This window comes from Arthrobacter sp. CAN_A212, from assembly GCF_015752345.1.
In the GTDB taxonomy this organism is placed as follows: domain Bacteria; phylum Actinomycetota; class Actinomycetes; order Actinomycetales; family Micrococcaceae; genus Arthrobacter_D.
In genome coordinates this window covers 1-25,643 of record NZ_JADOUT010000005.1, presented here as the reverse complement: position 1 = coordinate 25,643, position 25,643 = coordinate 1, and the positions used below count along the sequence as shown (strand labels likewise).

The window sequence follows — 25,643 nt, the reverse complement described above, 5'->3', positions numbered from 1 at the left end:
AAATCTCTGGTAATAGAACATAAATTTGAATAAAATAGAGTATGAGTATCACTCATCTGGACGTCGAACCCCGGCCAGCCGACGTCGTCGGGTCCCTACGGGACACCCTGCTGGCCTTCGCGGGCAAATTCGCGGACCAGGCAAGCCTCATGAGCACGCTTGAGCTGGCTAATACTGTCGCAGCGGTAGAGAAACTTTCGCACGTGGTCGAGTATCTGCAGGTCCTTGGTGCCCGGGCTGTGGACTGGCAAAACATCGCAGCCACTGGAGAGTCTGCCCAGACAACAACCTGGAACATTCCGGCTGCTGGCGGCGGACAAACGGTGAGCGAATTCCGGGACACGCCTGACTATCTGCGGGCACGGCTGCTGATCGGGCGGTCTGAGGCACGTCGGCGCCTTCGGCTGGCCGCCAGCGTAGTACCTCCCCGGTTTCTGAACGGCACCACCGGGACGCCACGTCTGGAGCACCTCAGTGCGGCGATGGGTGACGGGCAGATCGGCGACCAAGCGGCGGTAATCATCAGCGAGAGCATCGAACGGGTGCGCCCAGCAGCGACGACGCCACAGGCACAGGACCTGCTGGCGGCGATGGAGCGTGCCCTGACCGCGCAGGCCGTCGAATCAGATACTGACGTCCTGAGGGTTGTTGCACGGCACTGGGAAGCAGCCCTAGATCAGGATGGACGGGAGCCCAGCGATGAACTCCTCAGAAGTCGCCAGGGAGTATTTCTCAAGGGAATGAGGAGCGGTCTCCACCGGCTCGAAATCGTTGCCACCGAAGGGCAATTCGAAGTCCTCACCACAGCCATGAACACGGCGGCCAACCCTCGGATAGCAATCAATCAGACGCAGGAAGCAGATCATGACGCCGGTTCCGCCCCAGACGGTCTAACCCCAGAAGTGCGTACCCCCGATGGGCGCACCCGTGCGCAGATGCTCCTCGACGGCTTGGTCGGCGCCTGTCGGCTCGCGCTGACAACTTCTGAGCTCCCCGCGACGGGTGGTCACCGGCCGCAGGTGATGGTGACCATTGGCTTCGAGGAACTGCTCGGGAGGGTGAACGGAACCGGTCACGCTGTCTTCGCCGGTCCGGTCAGTCCGGGCACTGTCCGGCGGATTGCCTGCGATGCGGACATCGTCCCCGTGGTGCTGGGCGGCAGTGGTGAAATCCTGGATGTGGGACGTGCGCGTAGGTTCTTCGGGCCCGGCCTTCGTCGGGCATTGATTGCCAGGGACAAGGGCTGCAGCTTTCCTGACTGCATGATTCCGGCGGTGTGGTGCGAAGCCCACCACATCGACCCCTGGTCGGCATCCGGGCGAACCCGGATCAGCAACGGGGTACTGCTCTGCGGTCATCACCATGACCTGATGGATCAGGGCAACTGGACGATCGACATGCGGCGGGGCATCCCGTGGTTCATTCCGCCACCGTATGTGGATCCCGAGCGCAAACCACGGCGCAATCGCTACCGACATGTCTCAGTATCTACCGCCCATCTCAGCGCTACTAGTCTGCCGGAGCAATCCTCCAGCGAACCGTGACAGTACTGACAACCTCGGCTGCGCCTGGTTCAATCGGCATGGACTGTTCGGCGGCCAGCACCGCGTGGCGGCCCACGGGGGCAGGGGCCGTCCCGCCACCCTCAGTTATTTCTTCGACCACGCCGAGGGTGCACCCGGCCAGCTGTGCCCACTGGAGGGCGCGCTCGCGGGCGTCCTGCCACGCCGCCTCCTGCGCGAGCCGCGCTCGGGCTGACGGGTCGGAAAACCCGAAGACGAGCGAATTGATCCTGACGTCGTCGCCACCGGCATGCACCACGGCGTCCAGCACCGCCGACGCCGAGGCAGGATTATCGATGGTGACGGCAAGCTCCTGCGAGGCAACGTAGCCGCTGACCCGCTGCTCCTGGTTGTCAGCCCAGACAATCTCCGCGCGCAGGCCGACCTGCCGGGTCGACCGCTTCAGCGACGGCATCTGGTGTGCGTCGATCGCCCCAAGAACCCGGGACGCGGCGTCGGCGGCCCGCAAATAGGCATCGGGCGCGGTGGGCCGGCGAACCTCCACCTCGATCCGCAAATGGAGACGGTCTGGTGGAGCGCTCGCCGTGCCGGTACCGGTCACAGTGATAGTCGGACCCGGAGTACTGGGACCTGGAGTGCTGGTGTTCATCGGGCACCCAATCGGTTGATGGCCGCCAGCGCCCGACGGCGAAGCGGTTGGAGCGTTGTCGAGAGCTGCCGGACGGGACGCTCGACATATCCACCGGCGGCCAACCCGGCGTGGCGTTCAAAAATGTTCAGTGATGCCGGGTCGCCGGTGCGCAGCAGGGAAATCGCTGCGGCAGCGAAATACAGGGGGAGGAAGGGAAGCCCAAGGCAGAGCGCGTACTGGGTGCTATGACGGGCTTCGTGGGCCAGCAGTCCCGGGCGGGGCATTCCTGCGGTTGCAGGGGCACGAAACAGCACGGTGTTGCCCACGGTGAAAGCACTCGCCACCGGGAGGGTACCGGTGTAGCTGAAGGCCAGGAAGAGGCCCTCGGGGCCGCGGCGGATATCGCAGCCCTTGGCCTTCGCAAGGAGAAGTCCGGCCCCAGTGGACAGGTTCGTCCAGTTGAGCAGCCATCGCATCTGGTGGGCCGGCGTCATGTCAGCCATCCTAGTACCGGTGCTGTGGGCCAGCGCTGTGTGCCCATTAAGGACTCTGCGCCGGTGTTAGCTAGACTTGCACCGTCTGCCAACGGTCACCGGATCCGCGGTGAAACACCTGTTGCCCACCACCACTGAAGGTATGAACATCTCGATGTCTGACTCCACACAGCCGGGCGGACCCGCCCACGCGACGTCCGCCGTCGTCGACGTTCCTTCGCCGCTGGATGCCGAAGCGATCGGTGCCACGGTGGACCGCGCGCTTAGCGACATCTCCGCGGCCCCCGACCTGGACGCACTCAAGCAGGTCCGGATTGCCCACACCGGCGACAAGTCACCTCTCAGCCTCGCGAACCGGGGCATCGGTGCCCTCGCCAAGGAGGAGAAGGCTGCAGCCGGCAAGAACATCGGCCCGGCCCGCGGTCGGATCAACGCTGCGCTCGCCGCCCGCACCGCCGAACTCGAAGCGGAACGTGACGCACGCATCCTCGTCGAGGAAGCGGTGGACGTCACGGCAGCCCCGCGACGTCGTCGTGCCGGCGCCCGCCATCCGCTGTCCACCCTGCAGGAACGCGTCAGTGACATCTTTGTCGGCATGGGCTGGGAAATCGCCGAAGGCCCCGAGCTGGAATCGGAGTGGTTCAACTTCGATGCCCTTAACTTCTTGCCGGATCACCCGGCCCGCGACATGCAGGACACTTTTTTTGTCGAGCCCCCGGAAGCGCACCTGCTCCTGCGCACGCACACCTCGCCGGTCCAGGTGCGCTCCATGCTTGAGCGTCCCTTGCCGCTGTACGTGCTGTGCCCCGGCAAGGTGTTCCGCACCGACGAACTCGATGCGACCCATACGCCTGTGTTCCACCAGTTCGAGGGCCTGGCCATCGACCGGAACCTCAGCATGGCCGATCTGCGCGGGACCCTCGAGCACTTCGCACGCCTGATGTTCGGCGACGACGCCCAGATCCGGCTGCGCCCGAACTTCTTCCCCTTCACCGAACCTTCAGCCGAACTCGACATTTGGCACCCCGGTGCCAAGGGCGGGCCGCAATGGATTGAATGGGGCGGTTGCGGAATGGTCCACCCCAATGTGCTGCGTGCCGCAGGCATCGACCCCGAGGAGTTCTCCGGGTTCGCCTTCGGCATGGGCATTGAACGCACCCTCATGTTCCGCAACGAGGTAGGGGACATGCGGGACATGATTGAGGGCGATGTACGGTTCAGCGAGCACTTCGGGATGGAGATCTAAGCATGCGTATTCCACTTTCCTGGTTGCGTGAATTCGCACAGGTCCCAGCCGGTGCCACCGCCGAAGACGTGATGGCCGAACTGGTTAAGGTTGGCCTGGAAGAAGAAGCGGTCCACCGGCCTACCGACACCCTGTCCGGGCCCGTCGTCGTCGGCCAGGTGCTCTCGATCGTCAAAGAACCACAGACCAACGGTAAAACCATCAACTGGTGCCAGGTCCGGGTGGTCCCCGAGGGACAGCCCCAGACCCTGTCCAACGAGGGCATTGACCCCTCCGGCGTGCAGGGCATTGTCTGTGGCGCCCACAACTTCGTCGAGGGCGACAAGGTGGTGGTCACCCTGCCGGGTGCCGTGCTGCCCGGCGACTTCCGCATCGCCGCCCGCAAAACCTATGGTCACGTCTCGGCAGGAATGATCGCCTCGGTGCGCGAGCTTGGCATCGGTGACGACCACGACGGCATCCTTGTGCTCTCCACCCTGGGGTTGGACCCGGAGGTCGGCTCGGACGCGATGGAACTGCTCGGCCTCTACGATCAGGCCGCAGAAATCAACGTCACCCCGGACCGCAGCTACTGCTTCTCGATCCGGGGGGTCGCCCGCGAGTACGCCCACGCCACCGGGACCGCCTTCACTGACCCGGCAACCCGGGTCAGTGCGCCGACAACACTGTCCGGTGGTTACCCCGTCACGCTGAGCGACGACTCGCCGATCTACGGCCGCCCCGGTTGCGACAGGTTCGTGGCCCGCACAGTGACGGGCGTTGACGCCACCCGTCCCACGCCGCCGTGGATGGCCTCCCGGCTGCGGCTGGCCGGAATCCGGTCGATCTCGCTGCCCGTGGACATCTCCAACTACGTGATGCTCGAACTGGGTCAGCCCATCCACTGCTACGACCAGGACAAGCTCTCCGGCGGCATCGTGGTCCGCCGGGCAACTGCGGGGGAGACCCTCAAGACCCTCGACGACAAGGTCCGCAAGCTCGACGTCGAAGACCTCCTGATCGCGGACGCCTCCGGCGGCATCGGCATCGCCGGTGTCATGGGTGGCGCCGACACCGAGGTCTCCGACGCCACCAGTACGGTCCTCGTGGAGGCAGCACACTTCGACGAGGTGTCGATCGCCCGGTCGCGCCGCCGCCACAAGCTGCCGTCCGAGGCATCGAAACGTTTTGAGCGAGGCGTGGACTGGCAGGTCGCAGGCATCGCAGCCCAGCGCGTGGTCGACCTGCTGGTCGAGCTCGCCGGCGGCACCGCCGAGGACGCCGGAACAGACGTTGGCACCCAGCCAGGCGCCGTCGTCATCGATCTGCCCGCCGGCTACCCGGCCCGCCGGATCGGGATGGACTTCACCGACGAGCAGATCACCGGCGCGCTCACCGATCTGGGAGCGGGGGTGGTAGCGCACGACGGCGGCCACACCGTCACCGCGCCGAGCTGGCGCCAGGACCTCCAGATCAAGGACGACCTCACCGAGGAAATTGCCCGCCTGGTGGGCTATGACAGGATCCCCTCCCGGCTTCCGATCGCTCCTCCGGGCAGCGGCCTATCCCGTGTGCAGGTGCAGCGCCGCCGCGTCCTGCAGGCGCTGGCCGACTCAGGGCTGACCGAGGTGCTGTCCTACCCGTTCGTGTCTTCGGAGAGCAACACCACCTTCGGTTCGGCCGACGGGTCGGAGCAGCCGTCGGTCAAGCTGGCCAATCCGTTGAGCGCCGAACTGGGCTTCCTGCGCCGCTCGGTGCTTCCCGGTCTGATCGAGGTGGCCAAACGGAACCACTCACGCGGGTTCCGTGACCTGGCACTCTATGAGGCCGGGCTGGTGTTCCTGCCGCAGGGTGCCGTGGGCAGCAGCGAGATCCCGCCACTGGGTACCCGACCCTCCGCGGAAGTCCTTGACGGGCTCTACGACGGGCTGCCCGACCAGCCGCTGACCATCGCCGCGGTCTTCACCGGCAATGACTCACCAGCCGGAGCCAACCACCAGCCACGCCCATGGGACTGGGCCGATGCCTTGGATACGGTCCGCCTGGTGGCCGACGTCGTGGGTGTGGACCTTGAGATTTCGCAGGGCGAGCACCAGGCGTTCCACCCCGGCCGGACGGCCCGGATTTCGCTGCGGACCGGTGAACTGGTCGGCTATGCCGGCGAGCTTCACCCGAAGCTACTCGCTGCCCAGGATCTGCCTGCACGGACGGTGGCGCTGGAAATCAACGCCGACCTGTTGTTCGAAGCGGCTCCGGACGTGATTGTGGCGAAGCACCTCTCGACGTTCCCGGCCACCACCCAGGATGTGGCGCTTGTCGTCGACGGCTCGCTGCCGGCCGACGATGTTCTGTCCACCCTGCGCGAGGGGGCAGGGGAGCTCCTCGAGGAGGTGCACCTGTTCGACGTATACGACGGTGCGGGCATCGAGGACGGGCACAAGTCGCTGGCATTCGCGCTGCGGTTCAGGGCGCCGGACCGCACCCTGACCGCCGATGAGGCAAGTGCCTCCCGCGACGCGGCAGTCCACCTCGCCGCCGAACGGCACGGGGCCGTTCAGCGCTAGCCGGTTGTGGGCTGGCCCGTCCGGGGCTGGTCGTTCTCGGGTTGGTCGTTGTGGGCTGGCCTGTCCGGGGCTGGTCGTTGTGGGGTGGCCTGTACACGGCTGGTCGCCGGAGCTTCCCGGGTCGGGTCTGCTGTTAGGGCGTGCAGGTTTCCCCAGGTTGTGCGGCATCAAGCGCAGACCCGCGGCGTGTTTGACTCAACACGCCGCGGTCTGCCGAGAAGGTGGGGAAACCTGCGCGGGGCCATCCCCGATGCACGCAGCCCTAGGGGATGAGCAACAGTTTCCCGGTCGTTTTGCGTGCCTCAAGATCCTCGTGTGCCTGGGCTGCCGCTTCCAGTGGATAGGTTCCCCCGATCCTGACCTGCAGGGAGCCCTCCACCACGGCCGCGAAGACCTCGGAGAAGCGCCAGCGCCGTTCCTCGACGCTCAGCAGGTGGTCGAGCAGCTTCGGGCGGGTGAGGTAGACCGACCCGGCGGACGCCAGCCGCTGTGGGTCGAACGCTGGAACCGCGCCGGACGCAGCCCCGAACAGGACCAGCGTGCCGCGCTTCCGCAGTGACGCGAGCGACCCGTCGAAGGTCGCCTTGCCCACGCCGTCGTACACCACATCCACCCCCACGCCGTTGGTCAGCTCACGCACCGCGGTGTCGAACCCGTCATACCGGAGCACCTCGTCGGCGCCCGCCTCACGGGCCAGTACCTCCTTGTCCTGGGTGGAGACGGTGGTGATGACCCGTGCACCCTTGGCCTTGAGCAGCTGGATCAACAGCAACCCCACCCCGCCGGCGCCCGCGTGGGTAAGCACCGTCTGGCCCAGCTGCACCTTGAACGTGGTGTTGATCAGGTAGTGGGCGGTCATGCCCTGCAGGGGGAGTGCCGCGGCGGTCTCGAGGCTGACCCCCTCCGGGACGGGCACCGCCTTATCGGCCTCGACGAGAGTGAACTGGGCATAGGTGCCCACCCCTTCCGCGAAGGCGACCCGGTCGCCGACCGCGAATCCCGTTGTCTCGGGGCCCATCGCCACTACCTCGCCAGCGGCCTCGGCGCCCGGCGTGAACGGGTACCGCACCGGGTAGTAGCCGCTGCGCTGATAGGTCTCGATGTAGTTGATGCCAGCTGCAGCCACCCGGACCAGCAGCTCTGACCCGGCAGGGCTGGGCTTGTCCACCTCGGCCACGGCCAGTACTTCGGGACCGCCGGCCTGCTGGGCAACAATGGCTGTGGGCATCGTGACTCTCCTTCATCGGGATAACTGAAGCTCTCACCCCATGCTAGATCGACCGCAACCTCACACACGGCATTGGTGCATACTTATGTGGGACTGTGTATATTCCTGTTGTAGGGTTGAGTCATGACTATTTCGGTGGCAGTTTCCGGGGCAAGCGGCTATGCCGGCGGCGAGGTGCTGCGGTTGCTCGCGTCCCACCCCTCCGTGACCATCGGCGCGATCACCGCCCACAGCAGCGCTGGCTCCCGGCTCGGAGAGCTGCAGCCCCATCTGCATGCACTGAGCGATCGCCTGCTCGAGGAAACCACTGTGGAGAACCTCGCCGGGCACGATGTCGTTTTCCTCGCCCTGCCGCATGGCGCCAGCGCCGACATCGCCGCCCAGCTTCCGGCCACCACCCTGGTGATTGACGCCGGCGCCGACCACCGCCTTACCGACCCCGCCGCCTGGGAAAAGTTCTACGGCTCCGTCCACGCCGGCACCTGGCCGTACGGGCTCCCCGAGCTGCCCGGCCACCGCGAACTGCTGCGCGGTGCCCGCCGGGTCGCCGTCCCCGGGTGCTATCCCACCAGCTCACTGCTCGCGCTGGCCCCCGGCTACGCGGCCGGTCTGCTGCAGCCCGACGACGTCGTCATCGTCGCTGCGTCAGGCACTTCGGGTGCGGGTAAAGCGGTCAAGGCGCATCTGTTGGGCTCCGAGGTGATGGGCGGCATGAGCCCCTACGGCGTCGGTGGAGCCCACCGCCACACCCCCGAAATCGAGCAGGGGCTGTCCCTCGCCGCTGGCCAGCAGGTGAAGGTGTCGTTTACCCCCACGCTCGCGCCGATGGCCCGCGGCATCCTCACCACCGCCACGGCCAAAGTGGTCCCCGGCACCACCGCCGAGCAGCTCCGGGACGCCTATACCGCTGCCTACGACGACGAACCTTTTGTCACGGTGCTGCCCGAGGGGCAGTGGCCGGCCACCAAGGCGGTCCTCGGCTCCAACTACGCCAACCTCCAACTCGCCTTCGACGACCACGCCGGCCGCGTAATTGTCACCTGCGTGATAGACAACCTCACCAAGGGCACCGCCGGCGGAGCCATCCAGTCCATGAACATCGCCCTGGGTCTCCCCGAGACCGCCGGGCTCACACTGCAGGGAGTTGCACCATGAGCATCACCGCACCCGCCGGATTCCGGGCCGCAGGCACCGCCGCTGGCCTTAAAACGTCGGGCAAGTCCGATGTGGCGGTGGTGGTCAATGACGGACCACTGCAGCACGCTGCAGCAGTCTTCACCTCGAACCGGGTCGCCGCCGCCCCGGTGCACTGGTCCCGCCAGGTAGTCTCCGACGGCCGGGTGGACGCGGTAGTGCTCAACTCCGGTGGAGCCAACGCCTGCACCGGAGCCGAGGGGTTCCAGAACACCCACGCCACCGCCGAGTACGCGGGCGACGCACTGCAGATCTCGTCGGGTGACGTCTTCGTCTGCTCCACCGGACTGATCGGTGAGCAGCTGCCGATGGACAAGCTCCTCCCCGGGGTGAAGGACGCCATCGCGCAACTCTCCACCGGCGGCGGACTGGCAGCGGCCGAAGCCATCATGACCACCGACTCGGTGCCCAAGCAGGCCCGCCACCCTGCCACGGCCGACGCGCCCAGCGAGGGCTACTCGATCGGCGGCATGGCCAAGGGCGCGGGCATGCTCGCCCCGGGGCTGGCGACGATGCTGGTGGTCCTGACCACGGACGCCGTACTGGATCCAAGCCAGCTGGACGCAGCCCTGCGCGAGGCAACCCGACTGACGTTTGACCGGACCGACTCGGACGGCTGCATGTCCACCAACGACACGGTGGTGCTGCTCGCCTCAGGCGCATCAGGGGTCACCCCCGACGCCGCCGAGTTCACCCGTTCGCTCACCGAGGTCTGCCATTCCCTGGCGCAGCAACTCATCAAGGACGCCGAGGGTGCCAGCCACGACATCGCGGTCACCGCCGTCAACGCGGCAACCGTGCGCGACGCCGAAACGGTCTGCCGCTCGGTGGCCCGCTCCAACCTGTTCAAGACGGCAATCTTCGGCAACGATCCCAACTGGGGGCGGGTGCTGGCCGCCGTCGGTACCACCGATGCCGCCTTCGAACCGGACCAGCTGAACGTCTCAATGAACGGGGTGCAGATCTGCCGCGACGGCGGTATCGGCGACTCGCGGGACCTGGTGGACCTCACCGGCCGGGACGTCACGGTGGAGATCGACCTCCGGGCCGGCGCAGAGACCGCCACCATCTGGACCAACGACCTCACGCACGAGTACGTGCACGAAAACTCGGCGTACTCGTCGTAGCGAGTATCCGCCCCCAGCTGTCACCAGAAGGACGTCATGAACTCAGTCATTGCCGCGCAGGATAAGGCGGAGACGCTCATCGAGGCGCTGCCGTGGATCCAACGGTTCGCGGGCACCACGATGGTGATCAAATACGGCGGAAACGCCATGGTCAACGACGACCTGCGCCGCGCCTTCGCCGAGGACATTGTTTTCCTCCACCATGTAGGCATCCGGCCCGTCGTCGTCCATGGTGGCGGACCCCAGATCAGTTCGATGCTGCAGCGGCTCGGAATTGAGTCAGAGTTCAAGGGCGGCCTGCGCGTTACCACCCCGGAAACCATGGATGTGGTCAGGATGGTGCTCACCGGCCAGGTGGGACGCGAACTCGTGGGACTGATCAACTCGCACGGACCCTACGCGGTGGGGCTCTCGGGTGAGGACGGCGGTCTGCTGCAGGCCACCCGTACCGGCACCGTCGTCGACGGCGTCGACGTGGACTTGGGACTGGTCGGCGAGGTGGTGGGGGTCAACCCGGCCGCGATCCTCGACATCCTTGAGGCCGGCCGGATCCCCGTCATCTCAACGGTCGCCCCGGAAATTGACGACGACGGCGACGGCACCAACCAGGTGCTCAACGTCAACGCTGACACGGCCGCCGCCGCACTGGCCCAGGCACTGCGCGCCTCCAAACTGGTGATTCTCACCGACGTCGAGGGGCTGTACGCCAACTGGCCCGACAAATCCTCGCTGATTTCCTCCCTCACCGCCGGCCAACTTCGCACCATGCTGCCGCAGCTGGAATCCGGCATGATCCCCAAGATGAGCGCCTGCCTCGCAGCGGTCGACGGCGGGGTGGCCCGGGCGCATATTGTCGACGGCAGGCTGGCCCACTCCATGCTGCTGGAAACCTTCACCACCGCAGGGATCGGCACCCAGGTAGTACCGGACGAGGACGGATCATGACGGATCTTCATCAGAATGAACCCAGCCCGAACCATCCCAGCCCCAGCGGACAGCTCGACGCCGTGCTGGACCACCAGGCGTCGGGCGCCGACTGGCTCACCCGGTACAGCGCTTCCCTGTTGGGCGTCTTTGGCACTCCGCAACGGGTCCTCGTCCGCGGCACCGGGTGCACCGTGTGGGACGCCGACGGGAAGGAATACCTCGATCTGCTCGGCGGGATCGCCGTCAACGCGCTCGGCCATGCTCACCCGTTCGTCACCTCGGTGATCACCAGCCAGCTCGCGACGCTCGGCCACGTCTCGAACTTCTTCACCAGCCCCACCCAGATTGCCCTGGCCGAAAAGTTGCTGCAGCTCGCTGCAGCACCCGCCGGGTCGAAGGTCTTCTTCGCCAACTCAGGCACCGAGGCCGTTGAGGCAGCCTTCAAGCTCGCCCGCCGTAACAGCGCGCCCGCTCAGGACGGCAAACCCGCACGCACCCGAATCCTCGCCCTCGACGGCGCGTTCCACGGCCGCACCATGGGGGCCCTGGCACTGACCGCAAAGCAGGCCTACCGGGAACCCTTCGAACCACTGCCCGGCGGTGTTGAACACCTGCCGTTCGGGAGTATCGAGGCCTTGGTCAACGCCGTCGACGAAACGGTCGCGGCAGTCGTCATCGAACCGATTCAGGGGGAGGCAGGAGTCCGGCCGTTGCCGCCGGGGTACCTGCAGGCAGCACGCGAAATCACCAGCAGAGCCGGGGCACTGCTGATCCTCGATGAGGTGCAGACCGGCATTGGCCGCACCGGCTCCTGGTTCGCCCACCAGCCCAGCGGGGTGGTCCCGGACGCCATGACCCTCGCCAAGGGACTCGGCGGCGGGTTCCCCATCGGCGCGCTCGTCACGTTCGGCGACACGGTGTCGTCCCTGTTCGCCCCCGGCCAGCACGGCACCACCTTCGGCGGAAACCCCGTCGCAACCGCCGCGGCGCTGGCCACCCTGCACACCATCGAAACCACTGGACTCCTCAGCCACGCGCACGACGTCGGCGCCTGGCTGCGGGACCGGCTCGCCGCCGTGGACCAGGTCACCGAGGTCCGCGGGGAGGGCCTGCTGATCGGCTTCGACCTGGAAGGCGACTACGCGGCCGCAGCCGTTACCGAGGCGCTGCAGCAGGGATTCATCGTGAACTCACCCACCCCCAACACGCTGCGCATGGCGCCGCCGCTGATCCTCACTCAGGACCAGGCGGCCACGTTCATCGCCGCGTTGCCCGGCATCCTGAAGACCGCAAAGGACATTACCCCATGACCCGCCACTTCCTGATCGACACCGACCTTTCACAGGCCGAGCAGACCGAGGTGCTGGACCTCGCCGCCGAGCTCAAACAGGCGCCCTACTCGCGGAGCCCCTACGCCGGAATCGGCACCGACGGAGCCGCCACCACGGGGCGGCAGACCGTCGCGGTGATCTTCGACAAGACCTCCACCCGCACCCGCGTGTCCTTTGCCACCGGCATCGCCGACCTGGGCGGGGTCCCGCTGATCATCGGGGCGGGGGAGTCACAGCTGGGCCACAAGGAATCCATCACCGACACCGCCAAGGTACTTGATCGCATGGTGTCCACCATCGTCTGGCGCACCTACGCCCAGGCCGGGCTGGAGGAGATGGCCGCCGCCTCGAAGGTCCCGGTGATCAACGCCCTCTCCGACGACTACCACCCGTGCCAACTCCTCGCCGACCTGCTGACCATCCGCGAGCACAAGGGCACCCTCGCCGGTCTCACCCTCGCCTACCTGGGTGACGCCGCCAACAACATGGCCAACTCCTACCTGCTCGCCGGGGTCACCGCCGGGATGCACGTCCGCGTCGCAGGCCCGGAGGGGCACCTGCCCCAGCAGTCGGTGATCGACCTGGCCACCGCCCGGGCCGCTGAAACCGGAGGGTCCGTCCTGGTCACCACCGATGCGGCGACCGCCCTGGCCGACGCCGACGTCGTCGCCACCGACACCTGGATCTCGATGGGCCAGGAACCCGACAGCGCCAGCGCCAAGGACGCCACCTATGAGCTGTTCAGCAGCTATGGAGTGGACGCGGCGGCGATGGCGCACGCCGCGCCCGACGCCGTCGTCCTGCACTGCCTGCCGGCCTACCGCGGCTACGAGATCGCCGCCGACGTCATGGACGGCCCCCAGTCAGTGGTCTGGGACGAGGCCGAAAACCGGCTGCACGCCCAGAAGGCCCTGATGGTGTGGCTGATGGACCGGCGATGACCCAGCTCCAGCCCACCACCAAGACGGCACGGCAGGCCCGGATCCGGGCCATCCTTACCGGCCAGTCGGTCAGGTCGCAGGCGGAACTGGCGTCCCTCCTGGCCGACGACGGCGTCCTCGTTACCCAGGCGACCCTGTCCCGTGACCTGGTGGAACTCGGGGCGGTGCGCGTCCGCGCCAGCGAGGGCACCCTCGTGTACGCCGTCCCGGCCGAAGGCGGCGGCAGGACACCGCAGAGTGGCGTTACCCAGGAAGTCCTCGACTCCCGGCTGTCCCGGCTCTGCTCGGAACTGCTGGTCACCGCCGAAGCATCCGGGAACCTCGTGGTGCTGCGGACCCCGCCCGGTGCCGCAAACTTCCTGGCCCTGGCCATTGACCACTCGGTGATGCCCTCGGTCCTGGGCAGCATCGCCGGGGATGACACCATTATGCTGGTGACCCGCGACCCGGCCGGTGGGCCGGATGTGGCGGCCCGCTTCCGGCAATTCGCACAGGACCCCATGCACAAACCCGTTTCCTGACCATCCGACACCAGTACCACCACTTGAACCACCACTTGAACCACTACCGAACCGTTTTCTTGACCGATCACATCCCTACACCCCAGGAGCAACACCCATGACTGAACGCATTGTTCTCGCCTACTCCGGCGGACTCGACACCTCGGTAGCCATCGGCTGGATCGCCGAAGCCACCGGCGCCGAGGTCATCGCCGTCGCCGTCGACGTCGGACAGGGCGGCGAATCCCTCGAAGAGATCCGCCAGCGCGCCCTCGACTGCGGCGCGGTCGAAGCCTACGTGGCCGACGCCCGCGACGAATTCGCCAACGACTACTGCATGCCCGCACTCAAGGCCAACGCCCTTTACATGGACGCCTACCCGCTGGTGTCCGCCGTGTCCCGTCCGGTGATCGTCAAGCACCTGGTGGCGGCAGCCCGCGAATTCGGCGCAACCACCGTGGCCCATGGCTGCACCGGCAAGGGCAACGACCAGGTGCGGTTCGAGGTGGGTATCCAGACCCTCGGCCCCGACCTGCGCTGCATCGCCCCCGTGCGTGACCTGGCCCTGACCCGGGACAAGGCGATCACCTTCGCCGAGGAGCACAACCTCCCCATCCAGACCACCAAGAAGAACCCGTTCTCCATTGACCAGAACGTCTGGGGCCGCGCCGTCGAGACCGGCTTCCTCGAGGACATCTGGAACGGCCCCTCGAAGGACGTCTACGAGTACACGGATTCCCCCGAGTTCTCCCCGGCGGCCGACGAGGCGACCATCACCTTCCGTGAAGGTATCCCCGTCGCCATCGACGGCCTTGCCGTCACCCCGCTGCAGGCCATCGAGCAGCTGAACCGCCGCGCCGGCGCACAGGGCGTAGGCCGGATCGACATCGTCGAAGACCGCCTAGTCGGTATCAAGAGCCGCGAAATCTACGAGGCGCCCGGCGCCATGGCCCTCATCGCCGCGCACCGCGAACTTGAAAATGTCACGGTGGAACGCGAGCAGGCACGGTTCAAGAAGACCGTCGGCCAGCGCTGGACCGAGCTGGTCTACGACGGCCAGTGGTTCTCCCCGCTGAAGCGCTCCCTTGACACCTTCATCGAGGACACCCAGAAGTACGTCTCCGGTGACATCCGGATGGACCTCCACGGCGGGCGCGCCACGGTTACCGGGCGCAAGTCCGACACCTCGCTGTACGACTTCAGCCTGGCCACCTACGACACCGGCGACACGTTCGACCAGTCGATGGCCCGCGGCTTCATCGAGATCTTCGGCCTGTCCTCGAAGGTGGCTTCCGGCCGCGACGAGCGGGCGGGTCAGTAGCAATGGCTTCAGCCTCCACCAACGAGGGAGCCCTCTGGGGCGGCCGGTTCGACGGCGGACCCGCCGACGCGCTGGCCGCCCTGAGCAAGTCGACCCATTTCGACTGGCGTCTGGCCCTGTACGACATTGCCGGATCCCGGGCGCACGCCCGGGTCCTGCACCGTGCAAGCCTGCTCGATGACGGCGAACTCGCCGGCATGCTCGCGGCCCTCGACGTGCTCGACGCCGATGTCCGTTCCGGCGCCTACACGCCCGCCGAGTCGGACGAGGACGTGCACGGCTCGCTGGAACGCGGTCTGATCGAACGCGCCGGCGTCCAGCTCGGCGGCAAGCTCCGGGCCGGCCGGTCCCGCAACGACCAGGTCGCCACCCTGGGGAGGATGTACCTCCGGGACCATGCGCGGATCGTCGCCGGCGGGGTGCTGGCGACCATCGAGGCTCTGGTGCAGCAGGCCGAGGACCACCTGCGGGTCCCCATGCCGGGCCGCACCCACCTGCAGCACGCCCAGCCGGTCCTGCTGAGCCACCACCTGCTCGCCCACGCCTGGGCACTGCTACGCGACGTGCAGCGGTTGCAGGACTGGGACAAGCGGGCCGCCGTATCACCCTACGGCTCCGGTGCCCTGGCGGGTTCCTCGCTGGGCCTGGACCCGCAGGCAGTGGCAGCGGAGCTGGGCTTCTCCTCGGCGACCCACAACTCGATTGACGGCACCGCGGCGCGGGATGTCTATGCGGAGTTCGCGTGGATCGCGTCGATGATCGGGGTAGACCTGTCCCGGATCAGTGAAGAGGTGATCCTGTGGGCGACGAAGGAGTTTTCCTTCGTCACCCTGCACGACTCGTACTCCACCGGGTCGTCGATCATGCCGCAGAAGAAGAACCCGGACGTCGCCGAACTGGCACGGGGCAAGGCTGGCCGGCTGATCGGCAACCTCACCGGGCTGCTCGCCACCCTCAAGGGGCTGCCGCTGGCCTACAACCGTGACCTCCAGGAGGACAAGGAGCCGGTCTTCGACGCGACCGACACCCTCGAAGTGCTCCTCCCTGCCGTCTCGGGAATGATCGCGACCCTGACGTTCAACACCGAGCGCATGGCGTCCCTGGCACCGCAGGGCTTCGCCCTGGCCACGGACATCGCTGAATGGCTGGTCCGCCAGGGGGTCCCGTTCCGGGAAGCCCACGAGCTTTCCGGCGCTGCCGTCCGGCTGGCTGAAAGCCGTGGGGTGGAACTCTGGGATCTCAGCGACGATGATTACGCCTCCATTTCCGTGCACCTCACCCCGGGCGTCCGCGAGGTGCTGACGGTTGAGGGGTCCCTGAACAGCCGGGACTCGCAGGGTGGTACCGCCCCCGCGGCGGTGGAACGCCAGCTGGAGGCCCTCCGCGATGAGCTTGCCGGCGTTGCCAGCTTCCTCCCGGCGGTGCGGGGTACCCTCGAGAACAAGGATCGTGCGCACACGCCCGTCGCAGGGCCAGACGAAGAGGACCCGCAGTGATTGAACACCTCATCCGCGAAGTATCAGCCGGGCTCGCCGTGGCGGGCGAAGACCTGAAAGCAACCGTCAAGGGACTGGACGAAGACTCGTTCGGTGAACCGACGGCGCTGCCCGGCTGGTCGCGGGCCCACGTTGTGGCCCATACGGAGGGGATTTCCCGGGCCATGCAGCGGCAGGTGGAACACGCCGCGCAGGGCAGCCTGATCGAGCTGTATGACGGCGGCTTTGAGGGCCGGGTGCAGGCGATCGAGGCCCGGGCGCAGCGTCCCGTGGCGGAGCAGGTTCAGTCGCTGGTGGCAGCGGTTGACGCCGCCGTCGGCGCGTTCGAGCATGCCCGCGACCACTGGGAGGCGAAAATCTCCTACCGGGACGGTACCGTGTCCGACGGTGCTCTCGCCCTGTGGCGGGAGCTGGTCATCCACGCCACCGACCTCGACGCCGGCACCACCTCCCGCGACTGGAGCGACCGCTTCTGCCACTACCTGATCGATTTCCTCGCCGCCCGGGTCCCCGAGGACACCGCGCTGACGCTGCACCCGCTGGGCCAGGAACCGATCATTGTGCGTGCCACCGACGCGGGCAACGGCGCTACCGGCACCACCGGAACCACCGCCACCGTCGTCGTCACCGGCACGCTGCAGGACATCGCAGCCTGGCTTGCTGGCCGTGAACCGGTCGGCGGCCTCGAGGCGACCGACGCGGCCGACGCAGCCGACACCGTAAGTCTCCCGGACCTCGGCCCGTGGCCAGCGGCGGTGGCACCCCGGTAAAACCCTTCCGGAACGGTTGGGGCCTGAGGTAGGTTGGGATCACCCTGTCGCAGGAGGCAGCATGGAATCTCAACTCACCGGCGAGTTGCAGCGTGTAGCGGCGTCCCACCGTGCCGAACCGCTGGGCCGGATTGAACGGCTGAGAGACGGGTATGTGCTGGCGTTCGACCGGCAGTTCGACTATCCACGCTCCTACGTCTGGAACCTCCTTACTGAACCCGCACAGGTGGCCAGGTGGCTCGGCAAGCTCACCCCGGGGTGGGAGCTGGGCAAGGAGTATTCGCTGGACATGGGCGGCGATCTATCGGCCGGCACCGTCCTGCAGCTCAATTCGCCCACCAGCCTCCAGATCACCTGGGACGACAACATGGGCCTGGAATCGCTGCTGGAATGGCGGGTGCTCGAGTGCGACGGCGGTGCGCTGTTCCAGCTGCGGGCCCGTTCGGAAACCGCCGCCTTCCTCACCGAGGGCGCTGCCGGATGGCAGCTCATCCTGGACGCCCTCGACCACGTCGCCGCCGGACGGCCACCGGGTCCGGACGCCGACTGGGCCACGCTCCGCGACGCCTACGCCGCAGAGTTCCACCTCTCCCACACCATGGGCGAATTGGAGACCACCGACGGCGTCACCATGATCCATTTCGACCGGCGCTTCGAGGCGGGGCTGCCGAAGGTCAAGGACGCCCTCACCGCGGACCCGTCCCAGCAGACACGGGTCGAACAGGCCGAAGTGGATTTCACCGCCACCGGCCCCGTCACGATGCTCACCGTACGGCACGTGGTCGAGGACCCGGGCGAGACCGCCACGCTGATGGCCAGCTGGCACGCTCACCTCGACGCGGTGGGGGTGGACCTCGACGGCGACACCCCGCACATCAGCGTCCGTAAGCTGCGGGTGCTCGAGGACTTCTACCGGGCCAACACCGCTGCTGAGTGACCCGCCTCCCGGGCGAGGAGGCTCGTCTTGACTTCCAGGCCCCACCGAAAGCCGCCGAGTGAACCGTCGGTGCGGATCACCCGGTGGCAGGGCACAAAGAGGGCAGCCGCGTTCCTGGCGCACGCGCCGGCCGCGGCACGCACGGCGCTGGCGTTTCCGGCAAGCCCGGCGTACTGCGCATAGGTCACCGGGCGGCCGGGGGTAACGGTGCGCAGCATGTCCCAGGCGTGGCTGCGGAAGGGACCCGACACCTGCCGGACCGGGACCGCATCGATCGCCGTGATGTCGCCGTCGTAGTAGGAGCTCACCGCTGCGGTGATCGGCCCCAGCTCGCCAGGGTCAACCACGATCGGCGCCGTTGCCGGTCGCAGGGCCGGGTGAATCTGTCCGGTCAGGTCGGCCAGATCGGAGGTCCACCCTGAGGCAAGCACCGCGCCGTCCAGTTCCAGGATGGTGAACGGGCCATCCGGGGTGGAAACCGTCGTCTGCCGGGAAGCGGAAGCGGCGGGTGCGGTCGGAACCCGTGTGGTCAATGCTGGATCGGGAAGCGTCATCAAGGTGTTGCCTTTGCTCGGGGATGGGCGGGTGGATGGTTGGCGGCGACCCGCCAGAGATGCAGGGTGGCGTAGGAGCGCCACGGGATGAAACGTTCAAGGGTGGCCGTGACGTTGGCCGGTTGGGCCTGGCTGGCCCGCCCGGTGAGGGCCGCCCAGCCATTCCGGATTGCCGCGTCGTTGGTCAGCTGGATATCGGTGGCGCCGAGTACCCGCATTGCCACATACCTCACGGTCCAGGGGCCAATCCCCGGCAGCGGGAGAAGCTTTCGTTCGAGGTCGGCGACGCCGTCCTCGACCCCGATCTGCAGGCTACCGTCGGCCAGCGCGGAGCTCACCCGGAGGATACTGTCGGTCCGGCGGGCCGGACCCTTCAGCAGGCCCGCACCGCCGTCGGCCACTTGCTCAGCCGTCGGAAACAGCCGGTGGAGCTCCGCATCTCCTGCCCGGTGGGGCGCCAGCGTCGACGGTGTGCCAAGGACGGCCAACCGGTGCAGGGCTGTGCGTGCCGCCTTGACGGTGATCTGCTGTCCGATCATGGCCCGGATGAGGATCTCGTGAGCGTCGACGGATCCTGGGAGGCGGATCCCCGGAATCTGCTGCACCCTGCCGGCGAGCATCGGGTCGGATCCGAGGACGTCGTCCACGGCCAGGGGATCCGCGTCCAGGTCGAACAGCCGACGGATCCGGGACAGCAGCACCGGCAGGTCGGGCAGCCTTTCCACTGACACGGTCACCGCGAGGGCGGGCAGGCCGCGGGGCGCCGTCGCAAGCCGGGCGCTGAACCAGCCCTGCCCGCCAGGTAGCTGCACCAGCCTCTCGTACCGGTCGACGGTGGCGTGCTCCGCGCCGTCGACGGCTCGAACCCGCAGGAACTCGAAGATGCCCGGATCGTAGGGGACGCGCAACGGGAGGAGAAGTGACAGCGTGGTGCCCGCCCCTCCCGGGTCGGAAGACTCCTGGACAGTCCGGGCACGGGCGCGAAGATCGGTTGGGGTGAGGGCAAACACCTCCTGCACTGTGTCATTGAACTGCCGGACACTGCTGAACCCCGCGGCGAAGGCAATGTCCGCAAACTTCAGGCCTGACGAGGTCAGCAGGGAGCGGGCCGTTTGGGCTCGGGTTGCCCGGGCCAGGGCCAGCGGTCCCGCACCGAGCTCCTGATGCAGGATCCGGTGTAGCTGGCGGGTCGAGTAGCCGAGCCGGGCGGCCAGGCCAGGCACCCCCGTCCGATCCACCTCGCCGTCGGAGATCAACCGCATGGCCCGCGCCGCCGCGTCCGAGCGGAGGTTCCAGTCGGGGGTGCCGGGAACAGCCTCGGGCAGGCAGCGCTTGCACGCCCTGTAGCCGGCCTGATGGGCGGCGGCCGAGGTCTGATAGAAGGTCACATTGGCAGGTTTGGGGGTGCGGGCCGGGCACGAGGGACGACAGTAGATCCTCGTGGTGGCCACGGCGGTGACGAACTGTCCGTCGAAGCGGGTGTCGCGCGAGTCAATCGCCCGATAGCGCTGCCAGAAGTCCATCACCCCATCGTTGCAGGTTCGGCCACCGGCAGCTAGCGGGAATCGGACACGACCGTGGCGGCAGTGGGTGGGGCGGTTTGCTACGGTCTTGTGCTGTGGAAACGAACACCGACCGAAGCCGGCTGGCCCGTCCAGCCACCGCCGTCGCACCGACCCTGCTGGGCGGTCTGTTCAGCCACGACGACGGCGTCAGCCGGGTCACGGTCAGGATCACCGAGGTGGAGGCTTACCTTGGCGCAGACGACCCCGGATCCCATGCCTTCCGCGGCCAGACACCCCGGAACTCGAGCATGTTCGGCGCCCCCGGACACCTGTACGTGTATTTCACCTATGGCATGCACTACTGCGCCAACGTGGTCTGTGGTGAGCCGGGCCAGCCCACCGGGTTATTGCTGCGGGCGGGGGAGATCGTCGAGGGCCACGAGACGGCCCGGGCGCGCCGCAAATCCCCGCGGCTGGACCTGGATCTGGCCCGCGGCCCGGCCCGGCTGGCGCAGGCCTTGGGCCTGGACCGCACGCTCGACGGCGCCGACCTGTTCGCCGGTCCGCTGGCACTCACCCTCCCGGCCACGCCGGTGGACCAGACAGCGTTCTCGAGTGGGCCGCGCGTTGGAGTAGCGGGTGCGGGTGGCAGCACGGCGTACCCGTGGCGCTACTGGCTGACTGACGATCCGACGGTGTCCCGCTACCGCGCGGCCAAGCCTCGCGTAGCCCGTACAGTTAATGGGTGAATATTTCAGTACCCGCCGGCTCGGACATCACAGCGCAGGACTACATCGAACGGCTCTGCCTCACGGTTCAGGACTTTCCACGCCCGGGCATCAGCTTTCGCGATCTCACTCCGGTGTTTGGGGATCCAGCAGCGTTCCGCGCAGTGATCGATGACCTGGTCCGCCCCTTCGCGGGGGAGTTCGATCTGGTGGCCGGCATCGAGGCGCGCGGGTTCCTGCTGGCGGCAGCCGTCGCCTACGCCACGGGGACCGGTGTCATGGCAGTCCGGAAACCCGGCAAGCTGCCCCGGTCGGTCCTCTCCGAGTCCTACAGCCTCGAGTACGGGGATGCGGTCCTGGAAATCCACCAGGGGGACGTCGTTCCCGGCACCCGTGTCCTGGTGCTCGACGACGTTTTGGCGACGGGCGGCACGCTCGGCGCCGCCACCCGGTTGTTTGAAACCGCCGGTGCCGAGGTCATCGGGTGCGCCGTGGTCCTCGAGCTCGCAGCATTGACAGGACGGGCGCGGGTGCCGCGGTATCGCGTCCACGCCACCGTTTCCGCCTAGGATTCACTGACCATGCCAAAAGCGGCACCGTCCCTGTAGAATTGACGGTCTGCCTTTGGCGAGAGGGAAACGAATTATGCATCACACATCCACGGCCCGCAACGAGCTGGAGCACGAGCGCGGCTATGTCGCGGGGCTCTACCAACGGCTTGATGAACTCCGCTCCGAAAAGCGCGGGCAGCTCGCCGAGGTGCGCCGTTCCCTGTCAGCCGGATCCCACCAGAACCGGTCCGAACGCGATGCCTTCGCCACCATGTACGAGGATCGGCTCGCCCAGCTCAACGCCGTCGACGACCGACTGGTGTTCGGGCGCCTGGACCTCGACACCGGGGACGAGCGCTACATCGGCAGGATCGGCCTCTCTACCGCAGACCTACAGCAGCTCATGGTCGACTGGCGGGCACCGGAGGCCGGCACCTTCTACCAGGCAACCGCCTTCGAACGGATGGGGGTGCGCCGCCGTCGTCATCTGATCCTTTCCCGGCGCAACGTCCTGGCCATCGAGGATGACGTCCTGGACGTTGCCCTGCTCACCGAGGATGAGTCCCTGCAGGGCGAAGGAGCCCTCCTCGCCGCCCTCAACTCCAAGCGCACCGGGCAAATGTCCGACATTGTCGGCACCATCCAGGCCGAGCAGGACCGGGTGATCAGGGCGCCGCTACAGGGCGTCGTCGTCGTCCAGGGCGGACCCGGTACGGGCAAGACCGCTGTCGCACTGCACCGTGCCGCCTACCTGCTTTACACGCACCGCGAACGGCTGAAGTCAGCCGGTGTGTTGCTGGTTGGTCCGACCAATGCGTTCATGAAGTACATCGAACGGGTGCTCCCCTCCCTGGGGGAGACCGGCGTGGTGATGGCCAGCATCGGCAGCCTGATGCCAGGCATCACGGCAGTCCAGGAGCCCACCGAGACTGCCGCCGAAATCAAGGGACGCCTTGAGATGGTGGATGTGCTGCGCCGCGCTTTGGCCAACCGCCAGCGCGTCCCGGCGGAGGACAAACGGCTCAACGTCGAAGGCACGATCCTGACCCTTGCACCTCGGCAGGTGCGCAAGGCCCGCGAACGTGCCCGTGCCACCGGCAAACCCCACAACGAAGCCCGGGTCACCTTCGTCAAGATCCTGCTGAGGGAACTGACCGAGCAGCTCACCGAACAGCTGGAGGAATCGTCGGGGGCGGGCAACACCGCAGACCGGTCCTACCTGGCTGAGGACGTCCGCAGTTCCCGGGATGTCAGGATTGCCCTCAACCTGGCATGGATGCCCCTCACCCCCGAGAAGTTCGTCGCCGAACTTCTCACCAAACCGGGGATCCTGGCGGCCGCCGCTCCGGGTTTCAGCGACGCCGAGGTCGAAGCGCTCTCGCGCCCCGCCGACGCACCCTGGACCGAAGCCGACGTGGCCCTGCTGGACGAGGCCGCCGAACTGCTCGGAGATCTGGACCCGTCGGCCGGACGCGACAACGCCGCCCGGGATCAGGAACGACGCCGGGACCTGGCGAACGCCGAGCGCACGCTCGAGAACGTCAACGAGTCGCTCGCCGACTCGGGCGTCGACGGCGTGCTGACCGCCGAGGACCTCGCTGACCACAACGCCGTGACCGAAGCCCGGCTGAGCGCAGCCGAACGCGCCTCCGTCGACCGGACGTGGGCCTTCGGGCACATCGTGGTGGACGAGGCGCAGGAATTGTCCCCCATGCAGTGGCGGGTGCTCATGCGCCGCTGCCCCCTGAAGTCCTTCACCATTGTCGGCGACATTGCACAGACAAGCTCGGCCGCCGGGTCCAACTCGTGGCAGCAGGCGCTGGAACCGTTTGTGGGGGACCGGTGGCAGCTCGAGGAACTTACCGTCAACTACCGCACCCCTGCCCAGATCGCTGAGGCAGCCGCGCGGATGGCCAACGCCGCCGGACTGGTCGTCTCGGCACCCAAGGCAGTGCGGGAGGGTCGCTGGGCGCCGGTAGTGGATCGGGTTCCCGAGCTCATCCCGGCGCTGCTGACCGCGGTACCCGAAGAGCTCGCGGCGATTGAGGGCGGGTTGCTTGCTGTCATCACCCCTGAGCGTGTGCATGCTCAGGTGCGCTCTGCCCTGACCGCTGTCTACGGGCAACGGGTCGGGTTCGGCGCCGGCAGTACCGGGCAGGACATTGTGGTCACCACCCCGCGGGAGGCCAAGGGGCTGGAGTTTGACGGCGTCGTGGTCCTGGAACCAGCGGAAATGCTCGACCCCCGGTCCATCCGGGTCGGCGACCTGTACGTCTCAATGACCCGCCCCACCCAGCGGCTGCGTCTTATTGCCACCGGAGAAATACCGGCAGGCATCGAGGACTGATAATTTAGAGTCTGTGTCCCACCTAACTGAAACCACAGACCCCGGCCTCGCCGCACTCCTGAGCGACCAGCACAACGACCCATCCTTCGCCAACGTCTGGCAGGAATTGAAGTGGCGTGGGTTGGTCCAGGTCTCCACCGACGAGGACGAACTGGAGAAGGCCCTCGCGGGCGATCCGGTGACTTTCTACTGTGGGTTCGACCCCACCGCACCGAGCCTGCACCTCGGGCACCTGGTGCAACTGCTCACCATGAGGCGGCTCCAGCTTGCCGGACACCATGCACTCGGGCTGGTCGGAGGCTCCACGGGGTTGATCGGTGACCCCCGCCCCACCTCGGAGCGGGCACTGAACACACCCGAGACGGTCGCCGAGTGGGTGGAGAAGCTGCGGGCCCAGGTGCAGAAGTACCTCGACTTCGACGGCGACAACCCTGCCCGGATGGTCAACAACCTGGACTGGACCGCACCGCTGAGCGCTATCGACTTCCTGCGGGAAATCGGCAAGCACTACCGGGTGGGCACCATGCTGGCCAAGGATGCTGTCAGCGCGCGGCTGAACTCGGACGCGGGTATCAGCTACACCGAGTTCAGCTACCAGATCCTGCAGGGACTGGACTTCCTGGAGCTGTACCGCAGCTACGGGTGCACCCTGCAGACCGGGGGATCGGACCAGTGGGGCAACCTGACCAGCGGCACCGACCTGATCAGGCGGTCCGAGGGGAAAAGCGTTCACGCCATCGGCACCCCGTTGATCACCAACTCGGATGGCACCAAGTTTGGCAAGAGCGAGGGCAACGCCATCTGGATTGACGCCCAGCTGACGAGCCCCTACGCCTTCTACCAGTTCTGGCTCAACACCGCCGACGCCGACGTGGTGGGCCGGCTGAAGGTCTTTACGTTCAAGACGCGTGAGGAGATCGAGGAACTTGGCAGGGCTGCGCAGGAGCGTCCCCATTTGCGCGAAGCCCAGCGGGCGCTGGCGTTTGAGGTGAACTCCCTGGTCCATGGGGTGGACGCCACCGAAAAGGTGATCGCTGCCTCGGCGGCGCTCTTCGGTCAGGGCGAACTGGCCGACCTGGACGAGACCACCCTGACGGCGGCGATTGCGGAGCTGCCCAAGGCAACCGTTCCGGCGGATGCCCTGGGCATCATTGACCTGTTGGTGGCCAGCGGTCTCTCGGCCAGCAACTCCGCGGCCCGCCGCACCGTGGGTGAAGGAGGCGCCTACGTCAACAACGTGAAGGTCCAGGATCCGGACACGGTGATGGGACCCGATTCGCTGTTGCATGGGCGGTATTTGGTGCTGCGGCGTGGCAAGCGCACGCTCGCCACGGTCGACGTCGCACCGGTCTAGCCCCGGGCTTCTCGGCCCTGCCCACGAGGATTTGCGAACACCCAGATCCACGTGTAATGTTTTCTGAGTTGCCGCCATTGAGTGGCAACCAACCCCTTCGAAAAGTTCATCGGTGGATCCGGCGTGTGCTCAGCACAGAAGCCAGAAATACCGTACATTTTCGTCGGTTCATTCGGTTGTTTTTGTAAAATCTGGAAATACTGCGGATTTGACAAAGATAATGCGGATGGAATAACTTTAGATAAGTCGCAGCGAGGAAATGTAAATAGAAAGATTATTTACAGACAAATCGAATTGCGCCTGTTGTTTGAGAACTCAATAGTGTGCCATGTTTGTTGATACCGATTGTTTTATTGATTGGTTGAATTTGGCTGCATGATGCCACCCCGTGGTGT

The 25,643-nt window shown here is 66.9% G+C and carries 22 protein-coding genes; 17 read left to right on the top strand and 5 right to left on the bottom strand.

Annotated features, from left to right (window positions below):
- Positions 1–41 precede the first annotated feature (41 nt).
- A complete protein-coding gene (locus IWX64_RS06030) occupies positions 42–1,544 on the top strand; it encodes an HNH endonuclease signature motif containing protein (protein WP_196866256.1) in 1,503 nt (500 codons plus the stop codon).
- Here the strand turns inward: IWX64_RS06030 and IWX64_RS06025 are convergent.
- Complete coding sequence (locus IWX64_RS06025; protein WP_196866255.1) at positions 1,510–2,124, bottom strand: SIMPL domain-containing protein; 615 nt, start codon at positions 2,122–2,124, stop codon at positions 1,510–1,512. The two genes, IWX64_RS06030 and IWX64_RS06025, sit on opposite strands and share 35 nt — an antisense overlap.
- A 44-nt stretch (positions 2,125–2,168) precedes the next feature.
- Positions 2,169–2,648, bottom strand: a complete 480-nt coding sequence (locus IWX64_RS06020; RefSeq protein ID WP_196866254.1) for a hypothetical protein — start codon at positions 2,646–2,648, stop codon at positions 2,169–2,171.
- 154 nt (positions 2,649–2,802) lie between these two features.
- Here IWX64_RS06020 and pheS point away from each other — a divergent pair, with 154 nt between their 5' ends.
- A complete protein-coding gene (pheS, locus tag IWX64_RS06015) occupies positions 2,803–3,894 on the top strand; it encodes a phenylalanine--tRNA ligase subunit alpha (protein ID WP_196866253.1) in 1,092 nt (363 codons plus the stop codon).
- A gap of 2 nt (positions 3,895–3,896) precedes the next feature.
- Entirely contained in the window at positions 3,897–6,437 is a 2,541-nt protein-coding gene (gene pheT / locus IWX64_RS06010) for a phenylalanine--tRNA ligase subunit beta (protein WP_196866252.1), read from the top strand.
- Between the two features lie 262 nt (positions 6,438–6,699).
- Here the strand turns inward: pheT and IWX64_RS06005 are convergent, their stop codons facing one another.
- Positions 6,700–7,665 (bottom strand): quinone oxidoreductase family protein, encoded by a 966-nt coding sequence (locus tag IWX64_RS06005; protein WP_196866251.1) that lies wholly within the window; start codon positions 7,663–7,665, stop codon positions 6,700–6,702.
- Positions 7,666–7,788: 123 nt separating this feature from the next.
- Here IWX64_RS06005 and argC point away from each other — a divergent pair, with 123 nt between their 5' ends.
- The 10 genes from argC (at position 7,789) to IWX64_RS05955 (ending at position 18,209) form a co-directional block, all read left to right on the top strand.
- Positions 7,789–8,820 carry an N-acetyl-gamma-glutamyl-phosphate reductase gene (gene argC / locus IWX64_RS06000; RefSeq protein WP_196866250.1) on the top strand — a complete coding sequence of 344 codons (1,032 nt, stop codon included), beginning with the start codon at positions 7,789–7,791 and terminating at the stop codon, positions 8,818–8,820.
- A complete protein-coding gene (argJ, locus tag IWX64_RS05995) occupies positions 8,817–9,986 on the top strand; it encodes a bifunctional glutamate N-acetyltransferase/amino-acid acetyltransferase ArgJ (RefSeq protein ID WP_196866249.1) in 1,170 nt (389 codons plus the stop codon). Before argC ends, argJ begins: the two co-directional genes overlap by 4 nt.
- Positions 9,987–10,022: 36 nt before the next feature.
- Positions 10,023–10,931, top strand: a complete 909-nt coding sequence (gene argB, locus IWX64_RS05990; protein ID WP_196866248.1) for an acetylglutamate kinase — start codon at positions 10,023–10,025, stop codon at positions 10,929–10,931.
- A complete protein-coding gene (locus tag IWX64_RS05985; protein WP_196866247.1) occupies positions 10,928–12,223 on the top strand; it encodes an acetylornithine transaminase in 1,296 nt (431 codons plus the stop codon). Before argB ends, IWX64_RS05985 begins: the two co-directional genes overlap by 4 nt.
- Positions 12,220–13,185 (top strand): ornithine carbamoyltransferase, encoded by a 966-nt coding sequence (gene argF / locus IWX64_RS05980; protein WP_196866246.1) that lies wholly within the window; start codon positions 12,220–12,222, stop codon positions 13,183–13,185. The genes IWX64_RS05985 and argF overlap by 4 nt, the downstream gene beginning before the upstream one ends.
- A complete protein-coding gene (locus tag IWX64_RS05975; protein ID WP_196866245.1) occupies positions 13,182–13,706 on the top strand; it encodes an arginine repressor in 525 nt (174 codons plus the stop codon). The genes argF and IWX64_RS05975 overlap by 4 nt, the downstream gene beginning before the upstream one ends.
- Positions 13,707–13,803: 97 nt before the next feature.
- Positions 13,804–15,006: an argininosuccinate synthase gene (locus IWX64_RS05970; protein WP_196866244.1), complete on the top strand. Its 1,203-nt coding sequence runs from the start codon at positions 13,804–13,806 to the stop codon at positions 15,004–15,006.
- Between the two features lie 2 nt (positions 15,007–15,008).
- Positions 15,009–16,502, top strand: a complete 1,494-nt coding sequence (gene argH / locus IWX64_RS05965; protein ID WP_196866243.1) for an argininosuccinate lyase — start codon at positions 15,009–15,011, stop codon at positions 16,500–16,502.
- Positions 16,499–17,272 (top strand): maleylpyruvate isomerase family mycothiol-dependent enzyme, encoded by a 774-nt coding sequence (locus IWX64_RS05960; protein ID WP_196866242.1) that lies wholly within the window; start codon positions 16,499–16,501, stop codon positions 17,270–17,272. The genes argH and IWX64_RS05960 overlap by 4 nt, the downstream gene beginning before the upstream one ends.
- Before the next feature lie 61 nt (positions 17,273–17,333).
- The gene (locus tag IWX64_RS05955; RefSeq protein WP_196866241.1) at positions 17,334–18,209 is read left to right on the top strand and encodes an SRPBCC domain-containing protein; all 876 of its coding nucleotides are present in this window, start codon (positions 17,334–17,336) and stop codon (positions 18,207–18,209) included.
- Here IWX64_RS05955 and IWX64_RS05950 read toward each other — a convergent pair.
- Both IWX64_RS05950 and IWX64_RS05945 read right to left on the bottom strand, forming a co-directional pair.
- Positions 18,182–18,763: a methylated-DNA--[protein]-cysteine S-methyltransferase gene (locus IWX64_RS05950; protein ID WP_196866240.1), complete on the bottom strand. Its 582-nt coding sequence runs from the start codon at positions 18,761–18,763 to the stop codon at positions 18,182–18,184. The genes IWX64_RS05955 and IWX64_RS05950 overlap by 28 nt on opposite strands.
- Positions 18,763–20,286 carry an AlkA N-terminal domain-containing protein gene (locus IWX64_RS05945; protein WP_196866239.1) on the bottom strand — a complete coding sequence of 508 codons (1,524 nt, stop codon included), beginning with the start codon at positions 20,284–20,286 and terminating at the stop codon, positions 18,763–18,765. Before IWX64_RS05945 ends, IWX64_RS05950 begins: the two co-directional genes overlap by 1 nt.
- A gap of 95 nt (positions 20,287–20,381) precedes the next feature.
- Here IWX64_RS05945 and IWX64_RS05940 point away from each other — a divergent pair, with 95 nt between their 5' ends.
- The 4 genes from IWX64_RS05940 (at position 20,382) to tyrS (ending at position 25,248) form a co-directional block, all read left to right on the top strand.
- Positions 20,382–21,017, top strand: a complete 636-nt coding sequence (locus IWX64_RS05940; protein WP_196866238.1) for a DNA-3-methyladenine glycosylase — start codon at positions 20,382–20,384, stop codon at positions 21,015–21,017.
- Positions 21,014–21,565: an adenine phosphoribosyltransferase gene (locus IWX64_RS05935; RefSeq protein WP_334683182.1), complete on the top strand. Its 552-nt coding sequence runs from the start codon at positions 21,014–21,016 to the stop codon at positions 21,563–21,565. The genes IWX64_RS05940 and IWX64_RS05935 overlap by 4 nt, the downstream gene beginning before the upstream one ends.
- Before the next feature lie 76 nt (positions 21,566–21,641).
- Positions 21,642–23,894, top strand: a complete 2,253-nt coding sequence (locus IWX64_RS05930; protein ID WP_196866237.1) for a HelD family protein — start codon at positions 21,642–21,644, stop codon at positions 23,892–23,894.
- Between the two features lie 13 nt (positions 23,895–23,907).
- On the top strand, positions 23,908–25,248 hold the full coding sequence (tyrS, locus tag IWX64_RS05925; RefSeq protein ID WP_196866236.1) for a tyrosine--tRNA ligase: 1,341 nt from the start codon (positions 23,908–23,910) through the stop codon (positions 25,246–25,248).
- The last annotated feature ends 395 nt before the right edge of the window (positions 25,249–25,643 follow it).

Bases quoted from the DNA above. Each gene is read 5' to 3' on its own strand.
- IWX64_RS06030 (WP_196866256.1), top strand. From the start codon at position 42: ATGAGTATCACTCATCTGGACGTCGAACCCCGGCCAGCCGACGTCGTC.
- IWX64_RS06020 (WP_196866254.1), bottom strand. From the start codon at position 2,648: ATGACGCCGGCCCACCAGATGCGATGGCTGCTCAACTGGACGAACCTG.
- pheS (WP_196866253.1), top strand. From the start codon at position 2,803: ATGTCTGACTCCACACAGCCGGGCGGACCCGCCCACGCGACGTCCGCC.
- pheT (WP_196866252.1), top strand. From the start codon at position 3,897: ATGCGTATTCCACTTTCCTGGTTGCGTGAATTCGCACAGGTCCCAGCC.
- IWX64_RS06005 (WP_196866251.1), bottom strand. From the start codon at position 7,665: ATGCCCACAGCCATTGTTGCCCAGCAGGCCGGCGGTCCCGAAGTACTG.
- argC (WP_196866250.1), top strand. From the start codon at position 7,789: ATGACTATTTCGGTGGCAGTTTCCGGGGCAAGCGGCTATGCCGGCGGC.
- argJ (WP_196866249.1), top strand. From the start codon at position 8,817: ATGAGCATCACCGCACCCGCCGGATTCCGGGCCGCAGGCACCGCCGCT.
- argB (WP_196866248.1), top strand. From the start codon at position 10,023: ATGAACTCAGTCATTGCCGCGCAGGATAAGGCGGAGACGCTCATCGAG.
- IWX64_RS05985 (WP_196866247.1), top strand. From the start codon at position 10,928: ATGACGGATCTTCATCAGAATGAACCCAGCCCGAACCATCCCAGCCCC.
- argF (WP_196866246.1), top strand. From the start codon at position 12,220: ATGACCCGCCACTTCCTGATCGACACCGACCTTTCACAGGCCGAGCAG.
- IWX64_RS05975 (WP_196866245.1), top strand. From the start codon at position 13,182: ATGACCCAGCTCCAGCCCACCACCAAGACGGCACGGCAGGCCCGGATC.
- IWX64_RS05970 (WP_196866244.1), top strand. From the start codon at position 13,804: ATGACTGAACGCATTGTTCTCGCCTACTCCGGCGGACTCGACACCTCG.
- argH (WP_196866243.1), top strand. From the start codon at position 15,009: ATGGCTTCAGCCTCCACCAACGAGGGAGCCCTCTGGGGCGGCCGGTTC.
- IWX64_RS05955 (WP_196866241.1), top strand. From the start codon at position 17,334: ATGGAATCTCAACTCACCGGCGAGTTGCAGCGTGTAGCGGCGTCCCAC.
- IWX64_RS05950 (WP_196866240.1), bottom strand. From the start codon at position 18,763: ATGACGCTTCCCGATCCAGCATTGACCACACGGGTTCCGACCGCACCC.
- IWX64_RS05945 (WP_196866239.1), bottom strand. From the start codon at position 20,286: ATGGACTTCTGGCAGCGCTATCGGGCGATTGACTCGCGCGACACCCGC.
- IWX64_RS05930 (WP_196866237.1), top strand. From the start codon at position 21,642: ATGCATCACACATCCACGGCCCGCAACGAGCTGGAGCACGAGCGCGGC.